The organism is Kitasatospora sp. NPDC001159, assembly GCF_053598235.1.
Map to the genome: position 1 here is coordinate 265,055 of NZ_JBSFJV010000001.1, position 19,478 is coordinate 284,532.

The 19,478-nt window shown below is 70.5% G+C and carries 16 protein-coding genes; 9 read left to right on the top strand and 7 right to left on the bottom strand.

Annotated elements, in window-relative coordinates; all coding sequences use genetic code 11:
- Positions 1-36: 36 nt before the first annotated feature.
- From rplI to rpsF, 4 genes are all read right to left on the bottom strand, one after another.
- A complete protein-coding gene (rplI, locus tag ACWC9T_RS01315) occupies positions 37-483 on the bottom strand; it encodes a 50S ribosomal protein L9 (protein ID WP_396247358.1) in 447 nt (148 codons plus the stop codon).
- 17 nt (positions 484-500) lie between these two features.
- Positions 501-737, bottom strand: coding sequence for a 30S ribosomal protein S18 (rpsR, locus tag ACWC9T_RS01320; RefSeq protein ID WP_030059640.1), 237 nt, complete (start codon positions 735-737; stop codon positions 501-503).
- Positions 738-816: 79 nt separating this feature from the next.
- The gene (locus tag ACWC9T_RS01325; protein ID WP_396247357.1) at positions 817-1,416 is read right to left on the bottom strand and encodes a single-stranded DNA-binding protein; all 600 of its coding nucleotides are present in this window, start codon (positions 1,414-1,416) and stop codon (positions 817-819) included.
- Positions 1,417-1,512: 96 nt separating this feature from the next.
- The gene (gene rpsF, locus ACWC9T_RS01330; protein ID WP_396247356.1) at positions 1,513-1,803 is read right to left on the bottom strand and encodes a 30S ribosomal protein S6; all 291 of its coding nucleotides are present in this window, start codon (positions 1,801-1,803) and stop codon (positions 1,513-1,515) included.
- A 319-nt stretch (positions 1,804-2,122) separates the two neighbouring features.
- On the opposite strand from rpsF, the gene ACWC9T_RS01335 reads away from it, so the two are divergent.
- From ACWC9T_RS01335 to ACWC9T_RS01345, 3 genes are all read left to right on the top strand, one after another.
- A complete protein-coding gene (locus tag ACWC9T_RS01335) occupies positions 2,123-2,422 on the top strand; it encodes a hypothetical protein (protein WP_449819004.1) in 300 nt (99 codons plus the stop codon).
- A 177-nt stretch (positions 2,423-2,599) separates the two neighbouring features.
- Entirely contained in the window at positions 2,600-3,718 is a 1,119-nt protein-coding gene (locus ACWC9T_RS01340) for a lipid II:glycine glycyltransferase FemX (RefSeq protein ID WP_355668901.1), read from the top strand.
- 13 nt (positions 3,719-3,731) lie between these two features.
- Complete coding sequence (locus tag ACWC9T_RS01345) at positions 3,732-4,766, top strand: alanine racemase (protein WP_449819005.1); 1,035 nt, start codon at positions 3,732-3,734, stop codon at positions 4,764-4,766.
- A gap of 99 nt (positions 4,767-4,865) precedes the next feature.
- Here the strand turns inward: ACWC9T_RS01345 and ACWC9T_RS01350 are convergent, their stop codons facing one another.
- Together ACWC9T_RS01350 and ACWC9T_RS01355 are read right to left on the bottom strand one after the other, a co-directional pair.
- Positions 4,866-6,443 (bottom strand): glycosyltransferase family 87 protein, encoded by a 1,578-nt coding sequence (locus ACWC9T_RS01350; RefSeq protein ID WP_449819006.1) that lies wholly within the window; start codon positions 6,441-6,443, stop codon positions 4,866-4,868.
- 172 nt (positions 6,444-6,615) lie between these two features.
- Entirely contained in the window at positions 6,616-9,063 is a 2,448-nt protein-coding gene (locus ACWC9T_RS01355; protein WP_449819007.1) for a transglycosylase domain-containing protein, read from the bottom strand.
- 513 nt (positions 9,064-9,576) lie between these two features.
- Here ACWC9T_RS01355 and ACWC9T_RS01360 point away from each other — a divergent pair.
- The 5 genes from ACWC9T_RS01360 (at position 9,577) to ACWC9T_RS01380 (ending at position 15,026) form a co-directional block, all read left to right on the top strand.
- A complete protein-coding gene (locus ACWC9T_RS01360; RefSeq protein WP_449819008.1) occupies positions 9,577-10,278 on the top strand; it encodes a PadR family transcriptional regulator in 702 nt (233 codons plus the stop codon).
- A gap of 127 nt (positions 10,279-10,405) precedes the next feature.
- On the top strand, positions 10,406-11,488 hold the full coding sequence (locus ACWC9T_RS01365; RefSeq protein WP_396247349.1) for an inositol-3-phosphate synthase: 1,083 nt from the start codon (positions 10,406-10,408) through the stop codon (positions 11,486-11,488).
- Between the two features lie 321 nt (positions 11,489-11,809).
- On the top strand, positions 11,810-13,147 hold the full coding sequence (locus ACWC9T_RS01370; RefSeq protein ID WP_449819009.1) for an MFS transporter: 1,338 nt from the start codon (positions 11,810-11,812) through the stop codon (positions 13,145-13,147).
- A 212-nt stretch (positions 13,148-13,359) separates the two neighbouring features.
- Positions 13,360-13,968 (top strand): LppU/SCO3897 family protein, encoded by a 609-nt coding sequence (locus ACWC9T_RS01375; protein ID WP_449819010.1) that lies wholly within the window; start codon positions 13,360-13,362, stop codon positions 13,966-13,968.
- 59 nt (positions 13,969-14,027) lie between these two features.
- Positions 14,028-15,026, top strand: coding sequence for an LppU/SCO3897 family protein (locus ACWC9T_RS01380; RefSeq protein WP_449819011.1), 999 nt, complete (start codon positions 14,028-14,030; stop codon positions 15,024-15,026).
- A gap of 71 nt (positions 15,027-15,097) precedes the next feature.
- On the opposite strand, the gene ACWC9T_RS01385 is transcribed toward ACWC9T_RS01380, so the two are convergent.
- On the bottom strand, positions 15,098-16,504 hold the full coding sequence (locus ACWC9T_RS01385; protein WP_449819028.1) for a CCA tRNA nucleotidyltransferase: 1,407 nt from the start codon (positions 16,502-16,504) through the stop codon (positions 15,098-15,100).
- 376 nt (positions 16,505-16,880) lie between these two features.
- On the opposite strand from ACWC9T_RS01385, the gene ACWC9T_RS01390 reads away from it, so the two are divergent.
- Entirely contained in the window at positions 16,881-19,421 is a 2,541-nt protein-coding gene (locus ACWC9T_RS01390) for a DUF6049 family protein (RefSeq protein ID WP_449819012.1), read from the top strand.
- The last annotated feature ends 57 nt before the right edge of the window (positions 19,422-19,478 follow it).

A 19,478-nucleotide genomic window follows, 5' to 3' on the forward strand; every position in this document is an offset into this window, starting at 1 on the left:
GGGGGGAGTCCGGCCCTCAGGCCACTGCTGTGGGACTCAGGCAGCCACGACGGCGACGTCGAGGTTGGCCACGACGTCCGAGTGCAGCTTGACCGAGACCTTGTGGGTGCCCACGGTCTTGATCGGCGAGGCGATCGCGACGGCGCGCTTGTCCACAGCCGGGCCGCCGGCGGCCTTGATGGCCTCGACGACGTCGGCCTGGGTCACCGAGCCGAACAGACGGCCGGCGTCACCCGAGCGGACGGCCAGCTTGACCTGGACGCCCTCGAGCTGGCCCTTGACCTCGTTGGCGGCCTCAAGGGTCTGGATCGCGTGGATCTTGCGGGCGCGACGGATGGCGTCGACGTCCTTCTGACCACCCTTGGTCCAGCGGATGGCGTAGCCACGCGGGACCAGGTAGTTGCGGGCGTAGCCGTCCTTGACCTCGACGACCTCGCCGGCGGAGCCGAGACCCGGCACCTCGTGCGTGAGGATGATCTTCATTACTCGGTCACCCTCTCTTAGCGCGCGGTGCTGGTGTAGGGCAGCAGCGCCATCTCACGGCTGTTCTTCACGGCCGTGGCGACGTCACGCTGGTGCTGGGTGCAGTTGCCGGTGACCCGGCGGGCACGGATCTTGCCGCGGTCGGAGATGTACTTCCGCAGCAGGTTCGTGTCCTTGTAGTCAACGTAGTTGACCTTGTCCTTGCAGAAGACGCAAACCTTCTTCTTCGGCTTGCGAGCAGGCGGCTTCGCCATGGTGTGCTCCATTTGGGGTTCACGGCCCGGCGGGCGTCCGGGGACGCTGGCGGCCGGGCCGCACGAAATCTGTCAGCTCTTAGAACGGGGGCTCTTCCGAGTAGCCACCACCGGACGGGGCACCCCAGCCGCCGCCCTGCTGGCCGCCGGACGGGGCGCTGGACGCCCACGGGTCGTCGGAGGGGCCGGACTGGCCGCCGCCGGAGTTTCCACCCCAGCCGCCGCCCTGCTGGCCGCCACCGCCGCCCCAGCCGCCCTGGCCGCCACCCTGCTGGCCGCCGAAGCCGCCACCGGGGCCGCCAGGACCGCCGGAGCGGTTGGCCCGGGTGACCTTGGCGGTCGCCGAGCGCAGGCTCGGGCCCACCTCGTCGACCTCGACCTCGAAGACCGTCCGCTTCTCGCCTTCCTTGGTCTCGTAAGACCGCTGGCGCAGTCGGCCCTGCACGATGACGCGCATGCCGCGCTGGAGCGACTCGGCCACGTTCTCCGCCGGCTGGCGCCAGACGTTGCACGTGAGGAAGAGGCTCTCGCCGTCCTTCCACTCGTTCGTCTGACGGTCGAAGGTGCGGGGGGTGGACGCGATACGGAACTTCGCGACCGCCGCACCCGACGGGGTGAAGCGCAGCTCGGGGTCGTCGACGAGATTGCCGACGAGGGTGATGACGGTCTCGCCTGCCATGGTGGTGATGACCTCTCGGGAAGATGTCCGTTCACCGCTGTTTCACGTGAAACAGCGGACGCGAGCTACCCGAGACCCGAAGGCCTCAGAGGTGGCTCAGTGGGTGTCCGGGCGCAGGACCTTGGTCCGCAGAACCGACTCGCTCAGGCCCAGCTGGCGGTCGAGCTCCTTGACGACCTCAGGCGTGGCCTTCAGGTCGATGACCGAGTAGATGCCCTCGGACTGCTTGTTGATCTCGTAAGCCAGACGGCGGCGACCCCACGTGTCGACCTTCTCAACCTTGCCGCCGGCGTTGCGGACGACGGCGAGGAAGGACTCGATCAGGGGGGAGACAGCGCGCTCCTCGACCGAGGGGTCGAGGATGACCATCACCTCGTAGTGACGCATGAGTAACCCACCTCCTTTGGACTCAGCGGCCACGGTCTCTCCGTGGCAGGAGGGTTGTGCGTAGCGTCGGCACCGGAGCAGTGACGACTCCGGCTCACCGTAGTGGCCGGGTCCGACAGTCGGCCCCGCTCACCCGAAAGAGGATGTCACCCGGAAGAGGGCGCAAGGGGGGCACAACTACACCAGTGCAGACGGCACAGCCTACCTGCACCCGGACGGCCGAACAAAACGCATAGGGGTTGTGAGACCGACCCAACCGCCGCAATCTGGACGGAACGGGATTCCTGCCCGTTCGTCTCCACGCCAGGAGGTGGGACTCATGGCCCAATCCGTCCACCGCATGCCCGCGCTCACGCTGAACACCGACGGCCACCCGCACCCCCGCGAGAACACCCTGGTGGCACTCACCGCCGTGCTGGGCGTGATCGCCTTCACCACCTCGTTCTTCCACAACCTGCACGTGCTGACCTCGTGGACCGGCCTGGCCGGGATCGTCACGGGGCTCTGGGGCATGTTCGTCTCGGTCACCACCGCCGAGCGCTTCGTCCTGATGATCACGCTCGGCGCCTCCGCGATCGGCTTCTACCTCGGCATCGCCCGCGGCGGCCTCGTCGGCTGAGACCCCCGGGAGCCCGGGTTCAGGAACCCTCGGCGCCCCCGTCGCGTATCTGCAAGGAGACAGGTACGCGACGGGGGCGCCGTCGTGCCCGCAGCGGCGGGCCCCCGGGCCCCGGACGATAGGGTCACCCCGAGAACCTGGGGCCACCGCAGCCCGACCGACGAGGAGCACCGAGCAATGAGCCTTCGCCTGAGGACGATCACCCGCGAGGAGCACCTCGCCTTCATCAGGAGCCGCGCCTCGGCCAGCCACATGCAGGTGCCGGCCTGGGGTGACGTGAAGGCCGAGTGGCGCTCCGAGTCGATCGGCTGGTTCGACGAGCACAACCAGCTCGTCGGCGCCGGCCTGGTGCTCTACCGCCAGCTTCCCAAGGTCAAGCGCTACCTCGCCTACCTGCCCGAGGGCCCGGTCATCGACTGGTTCGACCGCGACCTCGACCGCTGGCTCTCCCCGATGCTGGCGCACCTGAAGTCGCAGGGCGCCTTCTCGGTGAAGATGGGCCCGCCGGTGGTCATCCGCCGCTGGAACGCCCCCACCATCAAGGAGGCCATCGCCGCCAAGCAGGCCAAGCGCCTGCGCGACATCGAGGCCGACTGGTACGAGCCGCGCGCCTTCGAGGTCGCCGACCGGCTGCGCAAGGCCGGCTGGCTGCAGGGCGAGGACGGCGGCGCCGGCTTCGGCGACGTCCAGCCGCGCTACGTGTACCAGGTGCCGCTGGCCAACCGCTCGCTGGACGACATCCAGAAGGGCTTCAACCAGCTCTGGCGGCGCAACATCAAGAAGGCCGAGAAGAGCGGCGTCGAGGTGGTCCAGGGCGGCTACGACGAGCTGCCGATCTTCCACCAGCTCTACCTGGTGACCGCCGAGCGCGACAGGTTCACCCCGCGGCCGCTGGCCTACTTCCAGCGGATGTGGAACGCCCTCAACGCCGAGGACCCGAACCGCATGCGGCTCTACATCGCCTACCACGAGGGCGAGCCGCTGGCCTCGACCACGATGCTGGTGGTCGGCGAGCACGTCTGGTACTCCTACGGCGCCTCGGCCAACCACAAGCGCGAGGTCAAGCCGTCGAACGCGATCCAGTGGCGGATGATGCGCGACGCCTACGCCCTCGGCGGCGGCGTGTACGACCTGCGCGGCATCAGTGACACCCTGGACGAGAACGACCACCTGTTCGGTCTGATCCAGTTCAAGGTCGGCACCGGCGGCCAGGCGGCGGAGTACCTCGGCGAGTGGGACTTCCCGCTGAACAAGCTGCTGCACAAGGCCCTCGACCTCTACATGTCCCGCCGCTGAGGAGGCTGACCCGATGACGCTGTCGCTCTACCTCGACACCGAACGCTGGCGCACGCACCAGCGGTCCGTGCTGGCCGAGTTCCCCGGCCTGGTGCCGGTCGCCAAGGGAAACGGCTACGGCCTGGGCAACCACCGGCTGGCCGAGGAGGCGACGCTGCTCGGCACCGGTGTGCTGGCCGTCGGCACCGCCTACGAGGCGGCCGACGCCGCCGAGTGGTACGGCGGCGAGCTGCTGGTGCTCACCCCGTACCGGGTCGGCGAGGAGGTGCTCCCGCTGCCGCACGCCCGGGTGATCCGGACGGTGGCCAGCGTGGACGCGCTGCGCGCGCTGCACGGCACCCGGGTGGTGCTGGAGTGCATGACCACCATGCGCCGGCACGGCGTGAGCGCGGCCGACCTGCGGACGGTGGCCGGCGAGCTGGAAGGGGTCTCCTTCGAGGGCCTGGCGCTGCACCTGCCGATGGACCGGCCGGACGGCTCCAGCCCGGTCGAGGAGGTCGCGTACTGGGTGGACACCGCCAGGGCGGCGGGCATCCCGGTGCACACCGTCTTCGTCAGCCACCTCGGCGCGGCCGGCATGGACCAGCTGACCCAACGCTACCCGGACACCGTGTTCCGGGCCCGGATCGGCACCCGGCTCTGGCTCGGCGACCACGCCGCGCTGGAGGTCCGGGCCACGGTGCTGGACGTCACCCCGGTGAAGAAGGGCGACCGCTACGGCTACCGCCAGCACCCGGCGCCCTCCGACGGCCACATCGTGGTGGTCGCCGGCGGCACCGCGCACGGCATCGGCCTGGAGGCGCCCAAGTACGTGGCGAGCATGGGTGCGCGGGCCAAGGGCATCGCCCGGGCCGGCCTGGCGACCGTCAACAAGACCAAGTCGCCGTTCCACTGGGCGGGCAAGCAGCTCTGGTTCGCCGAGCCGCCGCACATGCAGGTGTCGCTGCTGTTCCTGGACGGGGAGACCAAGCCCCCCGCGATCGGCGAGGAGCTGGGCCTCCAGGTCCGGCACACCACCACGCACTTCGACCGCGTGGTGGACCGCTGAGCATCCCCCTCTTGGCGACGGTCGGCGCTCCGGCGCTCGTACCTCGCTAGTCGCTTCTCCCTTTCGGCACCGGCGCGGCCCTTCGGCTCGCTCGTGACCCTACGGCCTCTCGGCCGGCTCCGGCAGTCCGGGCTCCTTGAGCCACTGCTCGGGGCCGGCCGGCGCGTAGGCGGCGTAGCTCTCCTCCTCGCGCAGCCGTCGGGCGGTGCCCAGCGTGAACACGTCCGGGGCGCGGTCCAGCACCCCGCCGGAGGGATCGTCGCTGCCGTCCCGGCGGACCGGGTCGCGGTCCGCGTGCAGGGCGTCGCGGACCACCAGCACGACCAGGTAGAGCGTGCCGAGCAGGTGCAGCACGATCGCGAAGTGGTACCAGGGCTCGCCGATCCCGTGCTGCTTGGGCCCGGTGACGAAGCCCAGGTGGGACCAGATGCCCAGGGTGTACAGCACCTCGCAGGCCTGCCAGATCAGGACGTCCCGCCAGCGCGGCCGGGCCAGCGCCGCGAGCGGCAGCAGCCAGAGCGCGTACTGCGGCGAGTACACCTTGTTGACCAGCACGAACAGCGCGACCACCAGGAAGGCCAGTTGCGCGAAGCGCGGCCGACGGGGCGCCGACAGGCCCAGCCACGCTATGGCCGCACAGCCCAGCACCATCAGCAACCCGATGTAGAGGTCGAGGTCGGCCAGCCCCACGCCGCGGTTCTGCATCAGGATCAGCCAGAACGAGCCGTAGTCCTCGCCGCGGTGCTTGCTGAAGACGTAGAAGGTCGACCAGCCCTGCCAGTTGGCCAGCATGATCGGCAGGTTGACCACCAGCCAGGCGCCCACCGCGCCGCCCAGCATCACCCGGAACTCGCGCCACTTCCCGGCCCGCCAGCAGAGCACCAGCAGCGGGCCGATCAGCAGCAGCGGGTAGAGCTTGGCGGCGGTGGCCAGGCCGATGAAGACGCCGGCCCAGCCCGGCCGGGAGCCGGCCCACCAGGCCATCGCCACGGCGGTCAGGGCGACCGCGAGCAGGTCCCAGTTGACCGTGCCGTTGAGCAGCAGGACGGGCGAGAGCCCGAACAGCAGGGCGTCCCAGGGGCGGCGGCGGTGGGTGCGCGAGAGCGCCACCACGGCGACCACCGCACAGGCCATCAGCATCCCGGCGTTGATCGCCCAGAACCACTGCTCCTGGTCCTGCTGGGTGCCGCCGCCGGGCGTCAGCCAGGCCGCGACCTGCATGAACAGGCCGGTCAGCACCGGGTACTCGAGGTACTGGAGATCCCCCGAGCTGCCCGGGATGCGGTCCACGTACGGGTGCAGCCCGGCCTCGAAACCGCGCCCGGAGAACAGGTGCGGGATGTCGCTGTAGCAGGCGTGGATGTACTGGGGCGACCCCGGTTGGAACCAGGCCTGGTTGTAGCAGGGCAGGTTGTGCACCATGCCGAGCGCCGAGACCACGATCACCACGAGCGCCAGGAAGCGCGCCGGGATCCACCAGGAGACGCCGAGCAGCGCCCGGCGCCCGGGCGGACCGCCGAACACCTCGCTGCCGGCCGCCGCCACCCGGTCCTCGTCGGCCGGGACGACCACGGTGTTGGCCGGCGGCGCGGCCGTGGCGACGGCTGCCGGGGTGGGCCCTGCGGCGGCGCCGGGCCCGTCCGGGCCCGCGGTTTCGTCACGATCGCTCGACGTCATGCCGGACATCCTGCCGCACCGGATGCGCCGGGACGAGGAGGACCCCGCGGTGGCCCCGGCAGCACGAGTGGTACGGAGGGGGCGCGGGCGGCGAAACACGGCGAAACGGCGGTGGCGGCCCTCCGAGGAGGACCGCCACCGCCGTTTCGGCGTCTCACCGACCGGCCGCGTCCTACGGCGTGGTCGTACTGCTCGGAGTCGGCTTGCCGCCGCCACCCGGCTTGCCGGTGCTGCCGCCCGTCGAGCCACCGCCGGTCGGTGTCGGCGTCGTGCAGCCGATCAGGAAGCAGGTGTCCGTCGGCGTCGGCTTCGGCGGGTGGGTCGGCTGCGGGGTCGGCGGGCAGTCCACGCCCGGCACGCAGCCCCCGCCCTGGGTGGGCTGCGGCTGCGGCGGCGCCGGCTGCGGCTGGGTCGGCTGCGGGGCCGACGGGGCCTCGGTCGGGGTCTGGGTCGCGGTCTGGGTCGGCGTGGCGGTCGCCGTGGACGGCGCGCCGGAGGAGTCCACCTCGGTGCCGACCGGCTGCGGGCTCGGGAAGTCCATCTTCTTCTCGTTGGCCAGCGCGGCCTTCATGTAGCGGGTGAAGATATCGGTCGGGATGTCACCACCGTGGATGGACTCCTTGCCGCCGGTGCCGTTGAGCGAGAGCCGGTCGTGCTTGCTCGGGTCCTCCCGCCACATCGCGACGCTGGTCACCAGCTGCGGGGTGTAGCCGACCCACCAGGCCGACTTGTTCTGGTCGGTGGTACCGGTCTTCCCGGCCACCGGGCGGCCCAGCGTGCTGGTCTTCTGACCGGTACCGTTCTTCGCCACGTTCACCAGCACGTCGGTGACGTTGTCGGCGACGGCCGGCTCCAGCGCGGCCTTGGTGTCCTTCTTGCCGAAGCCCGGGCGCTCCCTGCCGTCCACCTCGACCTTGGTGGCCGAGTAGGGCTCGGCCTCCTTGCCGCTGGCCGCGAGGGTGCCGTAGGCGGTGGCCATCCGGATCGGGCTGATGGTGGAGGTGCCGAGCGGGAAGGTCGGGGTCTTCGGGTCGGCCAGGCTGTCCTTCTTGATGCCCATCTGCACCGCGATGTCGGCCACGTTCTGGCCGCCGACGTCCTGGTTCAGCTGGACGAAGGGCACGTTGTACGAGAACTGCATGGCCTGGCGTAGCGAGACGTATCCGCGCTTGCCCGCGTCCTCGTTCTTCTGCCGGTAGGGCTTGCCGTCGTCGCCGATCACCAGCGAGCCGTCCGGCTTGCGGATCTCGGACAGGTCGTCGGCGAGGTAGCGGCTGTCGGCGCTGATCCGCTTCGGCTTGCCGTCATCGCCCTTCGCGGTCTGCACGCCGACCTGCATCGCGGTGGCCAGCACGAAGGGCTTGAAGGTCGAGCCGACCTGGACACCGGTGGCGTTGGCGTTGTTGTCGAAGTGGCCGTTCTCCACGCCGTCACCGCCGTAGAGGGCGACGATCGCCCCGTCGCCGGGGCGGATGCTGGCCGAGCCGAACTGGATGAAGGTGTCGTTGTCGGGACGCTTCTGCGGGTTGAGGTTCTCCGCCTTGACGTCGTCGACCGCCTTCTTCAGGGCGTCGACCTTGTCCTTCTCGAAGGTGGTGTAGATCTTCAGGCCGCCCTTGTCGATCATCTGCTGGGTGATCGACTTGTCGGTGGCCATCACGTACTGGTTGACGGTGTCGACCAGGTAGCTGATCTCACCGTTCATGTTGGAGCTGGGCTTCTGCTGGATCGGCTCGGGGAACGTGGTGCACTTGGCCCGCTCCTCCGCGCTGACGTTCTTGGTCTCCACCATCCGGTCCAGGATCCACTTCCAGCGGTCCACCGCGCGGTCGTGGTTGGCCGGCTTGGAGGGGTCGTAGTAGTTCGCGCCCTTCAGCAGTCCGGCCAGCATGGCGCTCTGGCAGAGGTTCAGGTCCTTGGCGTTGACGCCGTAGTACGCCTGGGCGGCGGCCTGCGCGCCGTTGGCGTTGCGGCCGAACCAGCTGGTGTTCAGGTAACCCTTGAGGATGTCGGGCTTCCCCATCTGCTGGTTGATCTTCAGCGTGATGAAGAACTCCTTCAGCTTGCGGCTGAGGGTCTGCTCCTGGCTCAGGTAGGCGTTCTTGACGTACTGCTGGGTGATCGTCGAGGCGCCCTGGGTCTCCCCGCCCTTCGCCATGTTGTAGACGGCGCGCAGCATGCCCTTGGGGTCGATGCCGCTGTCGGTGCGGAAGGTCTCGTTCTCGGCCGAGATGACGGCGTTCTGCAGGTAGGGGCTCATGTCCTGGAGCTCGACGATCTGGCGGTTGGTGTCGCCCTTGCGGGTCATCTCACTGCCGTCGGCCCAGTAGTAGATCGTGTTCTGCTCCTTCACCAGGTCCTTGAGGTCCGGGACCGTCGTGGTCTGGTAGAGGTAGAACACGACACCCACGCCGGTGGCGAAGAAGAGCAGGAAGGCGCTCAGCCACTGCTTCCAGGACGGCAACCAGCGCCGGACACCGGTCTTGCCCCACCGGGGGTAGTCGATGAAACGCTTCTTGCCGGGGCCTGCGGCCGCGGCGGCGGAAGCGGCGGCGGCACCTCGCCGGCCACCCCCCTTGCCCTTCTTCTGCGCGGCCTTGCGCATCTCGGCACGACCCATCCGGGGCTGCTGAGCGGTCTCCCGGACACCGGGCGGGCGTCGACGGCCGAGCCCGTCCGAGCCCAGCTCATCGGGACCGGGCCCACCCCGACGGCCACCGCCTCCCGGGGGCTGCTGCCCGTCACCGCCCGGGTCGGGCGTCCTTCGCCGTCGCTCGCTCATGTTCCAGCCACTCCTCGCCAGGCTTTCCAGCCTGAAGGCAGGGTTCACGTCCGATGCCCGGACCGCCCTAACCCCGGAGGTTGGTCCTCGTGCACACGCGACAGCGTACGCAGCACGAAATGACAATTAATCGGGCATCAGCCGTCAATTACCGCAAAACGGCGACAGATCATTACACGCCCGTTGCCAAGCCCACCCGCGCGTCGGCTTGTGATCACATTCACGCGCGCCCCCCTTGCCCGTTCCAAGGGTCGGGTTTACTGTTCTCGATATATCGAGCCGATACATCGAAGCGGTATACCGCCGGATGCAGCGGCCGGGGCGAGGTCGGGAGGGAGGAGGACGACGGCAGTGGGCAGGCGCTCAGGAGTGCTGGAGTTCGCCGTTCTCGGCCTGCTCCATGACGCCCCGATGCACGGCTACGAGCTGCGGAAACGGCTCAACATCCTGCTCGGAGCGCTGCGAGCGCTCTCCTACGGAACGCTCTACCCGTGCCTGAAGAGCCTGGTCGCCCAGGGTTTCCTGGTCGAGGACAACCCGGACGTCGAGTACGTCCCGGCCACCGCGCTCAACGGCAAGCGGTCGAAGATCGTCTACCGGCTCTCCGCCGAGGGCAAGCAGCGGTTCGAGGAGCTGCTCGCCGACTCCGGCCCCGACGCGTGGGAGGACGAGCGCTTCGGCGTCCACTTCGCGTTCTTCGGCCAGACCGATCGGGCCGTGCGGATGCGCGTCCTGGAAGGTCGACGCAGTCGGCTGGAGGAGCGCCTCGAGCGGATGCGCAACTCGCTGGCCCGCGCCCGCGAACGGTTCGACGACTACACCGTCGAGCTCCAGCGGCACGGACTGGAGTCGGTGGAACGCGAGGTCCGGTGGCTCAACGAGCTGATCGAGACCGAACGGGCCAACCGCACCGGCCGGACCGGGCCCGCCACCGTCGGCGGCACGGCCTCCGGACCCCACCAGACTTCGGACGGCCGTGGCCAGGAGACCGGGTCCCCGGACCCGTCCGGGCCACCGTACGACCGCCCGGGGCGCTCCGCCCAGGAGCGCTGACACCGCGTCAGCCCTGTGCCACGCGGCAGGAGAGGGCGCCTCGCGCCCGTACAAGCAGTCATCGAAGAAGCAGGACGAGTGCCGCCGACTCCGGCGGTCCTCATGAGATCACAGGGAGCAACCGGAAATGGGTTCGGTTCGCGTAGCCATCGTCGGCGTGGGCAACTGCGCCGCCTCGCTGGTGCAGGGTGTCGAGTACTACAAGGACGCCGACCCGGCCGGCAAGGTCCCCGGGCTGATGCACGTCCAGTTCGGTGACTACCACGTCCGTGACGTGGAGTTCGTCGCCGCTTTCGACGTCGACGCCAAGAAGGTCGGCTTCGACCTGGCCGACGCCATCGGCAACAGCGAGAACAACACCATCAAGATCTGCGACGTCCCGCCGACCGGCGTGACCGTCCAGCGCGGCCACACCCTCGACGGCCTGGGCAAGTACTACCTGGAGACCATCGAGGAGTCGGACGAGGCCCCGGTCGACGTCGTCCAGGTCCTCAAGGACAAGCAGGTCGACGTCCTGGTCTGCTACCTGCCCGTCGGCTCCGAGGTCGCGGCCAAGTTCTACGCCCAGTGCGCCATCGACGCCAAGGTCGCCTTCGTGAACGCCCTGCCGGTGTTCATCGCGGGCACCAAGGAGTGGGCGGACAAGTTCACCGAGGCCGGCGTGCCGATCGTCGGTGACGACATCAAGTCCCAGGTCGGCGCCACCATCACGCACCGCGTGATGGCCAAGCTGTTCGAGGACCGCGGTGTCATCCTCGAGCGCACCATGCAGCTGAACGTCGGCGGCAACATGGACTTCAAGAACATGCTCGAGCGCGAGCGACTGGAGTCCAAGAAGATCTCCAAGACCCAGGCCGTCACCTCGCAGATCCGCGACCGCGAGCTGGGTGCCAAGAACGTCCACATCGGCCCCTCGGACTACGTGGCCTGGCTGGACGACCGCAAGTGGGCCTACGTCCGCTTGGAGGGTCGCGCGTTCGGCGACGTCCCGCTGAACCTGGAGTACAAGCTCGAGGTCTGGGACTCCCCGAACTCCGCCGGTGTCATCATCGACGCCGTCCGCGCCGCGAAGATCGCCAAGGACCGCGGCATCGGTGGCCCGATCCTGTCGGCCTCCTCGTACTTCATGAAGTCCCCGCCGGTCCAGTACTTCGACGACGAGGCCAAGGAGAACGTCGAGAAGTTCATCCGCGGCGAGGTCGAGCGCTGAGCGCAGCGAGATTCGCGACTGTCGAGCACCTAGCGCTGAGCGCAGCGAGGTTCGCGACTGTCGAGCACCGAGCGCTGAGCGCAGCAAGGTTCGCGACTGTCGAGCACCGAGCGCTGAGCGCAGCAAGGTTCGCGACTGTCGAGCACCGAGCGCTGAGCGCAGCGAGGTTCGCGACTGTCGAGCACCGAGCACCGAGCTGACGGCTCGTCGTCGCTCGTAGCTCTTCCGAAGGGCTCACGATCACCAGATCGTGAGCCCTTCACGTTTCCGGGGCAAATGTTTCACGTGAAACGGCGACCGGTTCCGTGGCACCCTGGGCGGGTGGCGATCACCGAGAACGGCAGTACCCACCAGTCCGCGCACCGCGCCACACTCCTCGGTCTGCTCCGGGGCCGGGACTTCCGCCGGCTGCTGACCGCCCGGGTGCTCTCCCAGCTCTCGGACGGCGTCTTCCAGGTCTCGCTCGCCGCCTACGTGGTCTTCTCCCCCGAGAAGCAGTCCTCCCCCGCCGACATCGCCTCGGTGCTGGCCGTGATGCTGCTGCCGTTCTCGGTGATCGGCCCGTTCGCCGGGGTGCTGCTGGACCGCTGGCGCCGCCGCCAGGTGCTCTACTTCGGCAACCTGGCCCGCTTCGGGCTGGGCCTGGGCACCGGCGCGCTGTTGCTGGTCGAGGCGCCGACCTGGCTGTTCTTCGCCTCCGCGCTGCTGGTCACCGCGCTCAACCGGTTCATCCTGGCCGGTCTGTCCGCCGCCCTGCCCCGGGTGGTGGAGCAGGACCAGCTGGTCACCGCCAACGCCCTCTCCCCCACCCTCGGGACGGTCGCCGCAGCCTCGGGCGGGGGCATCGGCTTCCTGCTGCACCAGGTGATGACTCCCGGGCCGCGGGCGGACGCCGCGCTGGTCACGGTCGCCTCGCTGCTCTACCTGTCGGCCGCGCTGGCCGCCCGCCGGATGGACCGCGACCTGCTCGGCCCGGAGAAGCACGGCGACCACCCGGCGCTCGGCCAGGCGCTGCTGCGGGCCGCCGTCGAACTCGGCGCCGCCGTCCGCCACCTGCGGCGGGACTGCCGACCGGCCGTGCACGCGCTGGCCGCCGTCACCGCGGCCCGGTTCTGCTACGGCGTGCTGATCGTGGTCGTGGTGATGCTCGCCCGGTACACCTTCAACGACCCGGCCGACAGCGCGGCCGGACTGGCCACCCTCGGCCAGACCGTCGGGCTGTCCGCCGCCGGGTTCTTCGTGGCCGCCGTGGTCAGTCCCTGGTGCACCCGGCGGCTTGGCCTGGCCGGCTGGATGACGGCCTGTCTGGTCGCCCCGGTCCTCTTCGTCCCCGCGCTGGGCCTGTTCTTCGCCCCGGTGCCCTGCCTGGTCGCCGCGCTGCTGCTCGGGGGGGTCACCCAGGGCACCAAGATCTGCGCCGACACGGTCGTTCAGGAGTCGGTCGAGGACGAGTACCGCGGCCGGGTCTTCGCCATCTACGACGTGCTGTTCAACGTCGCCTTCGTGGCCGCTGCCCTGGTCACCGCGCTGGTGCTGCCGCTGTCCGGCCGTTCGGTGCCGGTGGTCATCGGGGTGGCGGCGGTGTACGCGCTCACCGCGGCGCTCTACCTGCGGGCCGCCCGGCGGACCGGTCCGCTGCCCGGCGACCGGCTGGCCTGAAGCCGCGCTGCCGGAACACCGCACGGTCTGAACGCCGCCGTGTCCGAACACTGCGGTGTCCGAACCACCGGTGTCTGAAACCGTGCTGTCCCGGAATGGAAACCGCCTGGTGCCGAAATCCCTTGCGTCCTCCGGACGGATTGCGTCCGTCCCAGTCGCTAAGGTACGTAAACCTGTCGGAACGACAGCACTTGGTCTCGGGGGACAAACTGATGAGCACACCGCCCAGCCCGTACGGGCCGCCACCACCTGCCCCGGCGGCACCGGCCGGCTTCGGGCCGCCCCCGCAGGCGTACGGGCAGCAGCCCTACGCCCAGGCCCCGTACGGGCAGGCTCCCTACGGGCAGCCGCAACCGCAGCCGTACCCGCCGCAGCCACAGCCCTACGCGCAGCAGCCGCCCGCCGGGGCGTACGGCTACCCGCAGCCCGGCCCGACGCCCGCGGCACCGGCCGCCAAGCGCGGCGCCCGGTCCAAGCTGCGGATCGTCGGCGCGGCCGGCGGCTGCGTGGCACTGGCCGTCGCCTACTTCGTGGCCAGCCCGAGCGTCAGCAGCGCCAAGGTCGGCGACTGTGTCCGGGTGAGCGGCTACAGCGACATCAAGATCGTCAAGTGCACTGACTCGAAGGCGAATTACAAGGTGCTGGCGAAGTTCACCGGCACTACCGACGTGAACCGCTGCCAGCAGACGCCGCAGACCGCGCGCACCGTCTACGGCAAGAGCGGCCGCCGCTGGAACACCAAGCGGTACGTGCTCTGCCTCGGTTCGCTGGTCCCCGCCGCCCCCAGCACCACCGGCTACCCGCCGGTGAACAAGTCCTGACCTCGTCAACCATCACCCTTCTCCGGGGGGACCACTTGTCCGTTCCGCCTCCGCCCCAGATGCCGTACGGCCCCCCGCCGGGCGACGGCAACCCCTACGGCGGCGCCCAGCCGTACGGCGCGCCGCCCCCGCCGTCCCCGGGCCCGCCCGGCTACGGCTACCCGAGCGCCCCGCCGCCGGAGCCGCCGTACGGCGCCCAGCCGCCCGGCTACGGCTACGGGTACCCGCTGCCGGCCCCGATGAACGATCAGACCTGCCGCTTCTGCGGCGGCTACCCGGCGGCGAGCGCCACCGTCCGCGGTCACCAGGGCCTGGTCCTGGCCTACCGGATGCTGCGGACGCACGGCCCGTTCTGCCGCACCTGCGGGACCGCCACCGTGCGCGACATGTCCGCCCGGACCCTGGTCCAGGGCTGGTGGAGCCCGGCGTCGCTGATCCTGACCCCGATCACCCTGCTGATGAACCTGGCCGCCAACGGCCGGATCAAGCAGCTGCCGCCGCCGATGCCGGGCACCCATGGTCCGCAGCTCGACCCGGGCGTCCCGCTGGGCCGGCGACCGCACATGGCCATGCTGCTGCTGCCGGTCTCGCTGGCGGTCACCGTGATCCTGGCGGCCACCGGGGTGCTCGGCCCGAAGGACGACAACAACAACGCGGACCCGGGACCGACCCCGACGCCGGTGACCACCTTCTCGCCGACGCCGCTGCCGATGCCGACCTCCCCCTCGCCGACCTTCACCCTGCCGCCGCTGCCGAGCATCACCCTGCCGCCGATCACCACCCCGCCCCCGGTCGACACGAACGGCCCGGACGACGCCAAGGTCGGCGACTGCCTGCGCAACGAGAACGGCACCAGCGAGACCACCGACACCAACCCGAAGGTCACCGTGCTGCCCTGCACCGACTCCAAGGCTCAGTACAAGGTGATCTACAAGTACCTCGCCACCTCCGACAAGAAGGCCTGCGAGAAGCAGCCGAAGGCGGACGGCTGGTACACCAGCAAGCACCCCAACTTCCCGGCCCTGGACTACGTGCTCTGCCTCAAGCAGCTCCAGTAACCGGACGCACGCGCGAGGGGCGGTCCCGGCCGAGTGCCGGAACCGCCCCTCGCGTCGTCGTGGCCGGGGCCTCAGCCCTGCTGCTCGGCCCACCAGGCCCGCAGCGCCGCGACCGCCGCGTCGTGCTCCATCGGGCCGTGCTCCAGTCGCAGTTCGAGCATGTGCTTGTACGCCTTGCCGACCTGCGGGCCGGGCTTGAGGCCGAGCAGTTCCATGATCTGGTTGCCGTCCAGCGCCGGGCGGACGGCGTCCAGCTCCTCCTGCGCCTTCAGCTCGGTGATCCGCTCCTCCAGGCCGTCGTAGGTGCGCGACAGCGCGGCGGCCTTCTTGCGGTTGCGGGTGGTGCAGTCCGAGCGGGTCAGAATGTGCAGGCGCTCCAGCAGCGGCCCGGCGTCGGTCACGTAGCGGCGCACCGCGGAATCGGTCCACTCGCCGCCGCCGTAGCCGTGGAAGCGCAGGTGCAGCTCCACGAGGCGGGAGACGTCCTCGGTGAGCTCCTTGGAGTACTTGAGCTCGCGCATCCGCTTGCGGGTCATCTTGGCGCCGACCACCTCGTGGTGGTGGAAGGAGACCCGGCCGTCCGCCTCGAAGCGGCGGGTGCGCGGCTTGCCGATGTCGTGCAGCAGCGCGGCCAGCCGCAGGGTGAGGTCCGGGCCGTCCTGCTCCAGGTCGATGGCCTGCTCCAGGACGGTCAGCGAGTGCTCGTAGACGTCCTTGTGCCGGTGGTGCTCGTCGCGCTCCAGCCGCAGCGCGGGCAGCTCGGGCAGCACGTACCCGGCCAGGCCGGTGTCGACCAGCAGCCGCAGGCCCTTCACCGGGTGCTTGGCCAGCAGCAGCTTGTTCAGCTCGGCCTGCACCCGCTCGGCCGAGACGATGGTGATCCGCTCGGCCATCGCCGTCATCGCGGCGACCACCTCGGGCGCCGGGTCGAAGTCCAGCTGGGCGGCGAAGCGGGCGGCCCGCATCATCCGCAGCGGGTCGTCGGAGAAGGACTCCTCGGGGGTGGCGGGGGTGCGCAGCACCCGGGCCTCCAGGTCCTCCAGGCCGTGGTGCGGATCGACGAAGCCGCGGCCGGGCAGGTCGACGGCCATCGCGTTGACCGTGAAGTCCCGACGGACCAGGTCCTGCTCGATGGTGTCGCCGTAGCTGACCTCGGGCTTGCGCGAGGTGCGGTCGTACGCCTCGGAGCGGTAGGTGGTGATCTCGATCAGGAAGGAACCCTCGGGGGTGTCCTTGCGGGCGCCGACCGTGCCGAAGGCGATGCCGACGTCCCAGACCGCGTCCGCCCAGCCCTTGACCAGCTTGAGCACCTGCTGCGGGCGGGCGTCGGTGGTGAAGTCCAGGTCGTTGCCGAGCCGGCCGAGCAGCGCGTCCCGCACCGAGCCGCCGACCAGCGCCAGCCGGTGACCGGCCGCCTGGAACCGGCGGGCGATCTCGTCGGCGACCGGCGACACCCGCAGCAGCTCTTGCAGCCCCATGGCCTGGGCCTCGCTCAGGCCTGGGACGACCTGGACGGCGGTGCGGGAACGATCGGTGCGCGCGGTGGACTCATTGGCAGTGGACACGGCTCACAAGGGTACGTGCCCCGACAGGTCAACCGCCCGCGCGTTTTGGACGTCTCACCCCACGGCCCCCAACACTGCACGCCAGGCTGGATCGTTACCATGCCGGTGGACGAATCTCGGACACCGGAACCGGGGATGCGGTGTCGCGTGCCGCCTCAGCCGACGGAACCCTCCGTGGCAGCAGTGGCGAACAGCGTCAAGCGAAGAACGTCGAGCGGGGAACGTCGGGCGGCAGCGCCGGGCGGACAGCATCAGCAGCGAGCGATCGAGAACGGCGAGGGCGAAACGAGTGAGTGAGCCGGCACGGCACTCGGGCCTGGGGGCGCACCGACAGCCTGGACGGGCCGCAGGCCCCGCCGAACGTCCCAGCGGACATCCCGGGGCACGAGCCGCCGACGGACGGAGCCCGGGCCGCCGCGCCCGCCGCTTCGCCGCCGCCTGCGCGGCCGCCCTGACCCTGTTCACGGCCGCGCCCGCCATGGCGCTGCCGTCCGGCGGCAACATCCGCCCGGCCGCCGACGCCACGGCCACCGCGGAGTACCCGGTGGTGCTGACCATCGAGACGGTGACCCCGCAGGTCGCCGCCCAGAACGGCACCGTGAGCATCAGCGGGCACGTCACCAACGCCGGCAAGTCGGCGATCAAGGGCGCCCACGCGGCGGTCCGCAAGCCGTTCTCCAGCAAGCCGCTGCAGCGGCGCAGCGAGCTGCAGTCGGTGGCCACCCGCAACGCGCCCAGCGGCGCGGACGGCGTGGAGCTGGACAGCCCGCAGTACGCCCTGCCGGAGCTGAATCCGGGCCAGAGCCAGCCGTACACCCTGAGCGTCGCGGTGAGCGACCTCGGGCTGTCCGACAACGGCGTCTACGAGCTCGCGGTGGACGCCTGGGGCGCGACCGCCGAAAACTCGCACGACCGGGCCCTGGGCATCGCCCGCACCTTCCTGCCCTACAGCCAGGGCGGCACCGAGGCCCAGCCGACGAAGATCACCACGCTCTGGCCGCTGGTGCACGCGCCGGTGCTGGCCGCACAGACCGTCTCCGACAACGACCAGACCGTCCCGGTGCTGCGCGACGACAGCCTGGCCGCCGAGTTCGCGCCGGGCGGCCGGCTGTACGAACTGGTGGACACCGGCTCCAAGCTGACCGGGCTGACCTGGGTGGTCGACCCGGACCTGCTGGACACCGCGTTCGCGATGACCAACAAGCTGTACCGGGTGCAGAAGCCGGGCACGGATCCGGGCAAGCCGGCCAGGGACGACAACACCGTCCCGGGCACCGGCTCGGCCGCCGCCGCGGCCTGGCTGGAGAAGCTGCGCGCGGCCGTCGCCAAGCAGGGCAGCCAGGTGGTCGCGCTGCCGTACGCCGACCCCGACCTCGCCTCGATCGCGCACAACGGCGCCGACCTGACCGGAATGGGCACCGCCCTGAACAAGGCGGCCACCGCCGGCCGGCTGACCGTCGAGGGCCGGCTGTCCGTGGACACCCGCTCCGACGTGGCCTGGCCGTACCAGGGCTACCTCGACCAGCAGATCGCCGGCATCGCCCGGCAGGCGGGCAGCGGGCTGGTGCTGGTCGACGGCGCGAGCATGCCCGAGCCGGACGCGGTGAACTACACCCCGACCGCAGTGCGCCCGATCGGCAACGGCCAGAACGCCCTGGTCGCCGACGAGACGGTCTCCTCGCTCTTCCAGAAGGACCTGACCAGCCCGAAGGACCAGACCGAGGCGACCCAGCGCTTCCTGGCCGAGACCTACACGATCACCCACGAGCAGCCGCAGAACCAGCGCGGCCTGCTGGTCATGCCGCCGCGCGAGCTGTCCGCCGCCACCGCCAAGGTGCTGGCGGGCGCGCTGCAGGCGGCGACCGACAAGTGGCTGACCCCGGTGAAGCTGGACGCGCTGGCCCAGTCCGCGCCGGACCCGAAGTCCAACACCGGCGTCCCCTCGCCCGCCGACTATCCGACCCAGGCCCGGGCCACCGAGCTGTCGGCCGCCGACCTGAGCAGCACCGACGAGATCCAGCAGAACCTGGACGTCCTGATGCGGGTGCTCACCCTGCCGCAGCGGGTGCGCGGCCCGTTCAGCGCCGCCATGGTCCGCTCGCTCTCCACCGAGTGGCGCACCCAGCCGTCGGCCGGCGACACCTACCGCAACGGCGTCACGAAGTACCTGAAGGAGCTCACCGACGCCGTCAAGGTGCCGCCGAAGACGGCCGTCACCCTGGCCGGGAACACCGGACAGCTCCAGGTCAGCGTGAAGAACGACCTCACCCAGACGGTCACCAACCTGAAGCTGGTGCTCACCTCGACCCAGCCGAACAGGGTGTGGGTGAGCAAGGAGGAGGAGCTGGTCATCCCGGCCTCGCAGAGCGTCACCCTGCGCTTCCCGGCCGAGGCCCGCAGCAACGGCCGAGTCACCATGATCGCCCAGCTCTGGACCACCGGCCCCAACCCTCACCCGTACGGCGAGCCCCAGGCGTTCCGGGTCGAGGTCAGCTCGGTGACCAACGGGGTGCTGTACGTCTTCGCCGGCGCCGGTGTCCTGCTGCTGCTGGCCGCGCTGCGCTTCGTCCGCCAGCGCAAGCGCCGCGGCGGGCAGCCGCACGAGGACGGCGACCAGCCGGTCGGCGACGGCCCCGCGACGGACGGTACCGGGGACGCCGCCGAGGCCGAGCCGGAGGCCCCCGCGGAAGACCCGGGGAACAGCCCGGAGAACGGCCTTGAGGACGGCCCGGCAGAGGAGTCCGCCGGTGACGGTCCCGTGCAGACACCGCGCGCCAGCAGCCCGGATGGCCGGAATCGGGCCGCCAGTGATGAGAAGGTTGGTCCTTGATACCGCCGACCCCCCGTAACGCCGGGCCGGCCTCCCCCCACGACAGCGAAGAGGTGA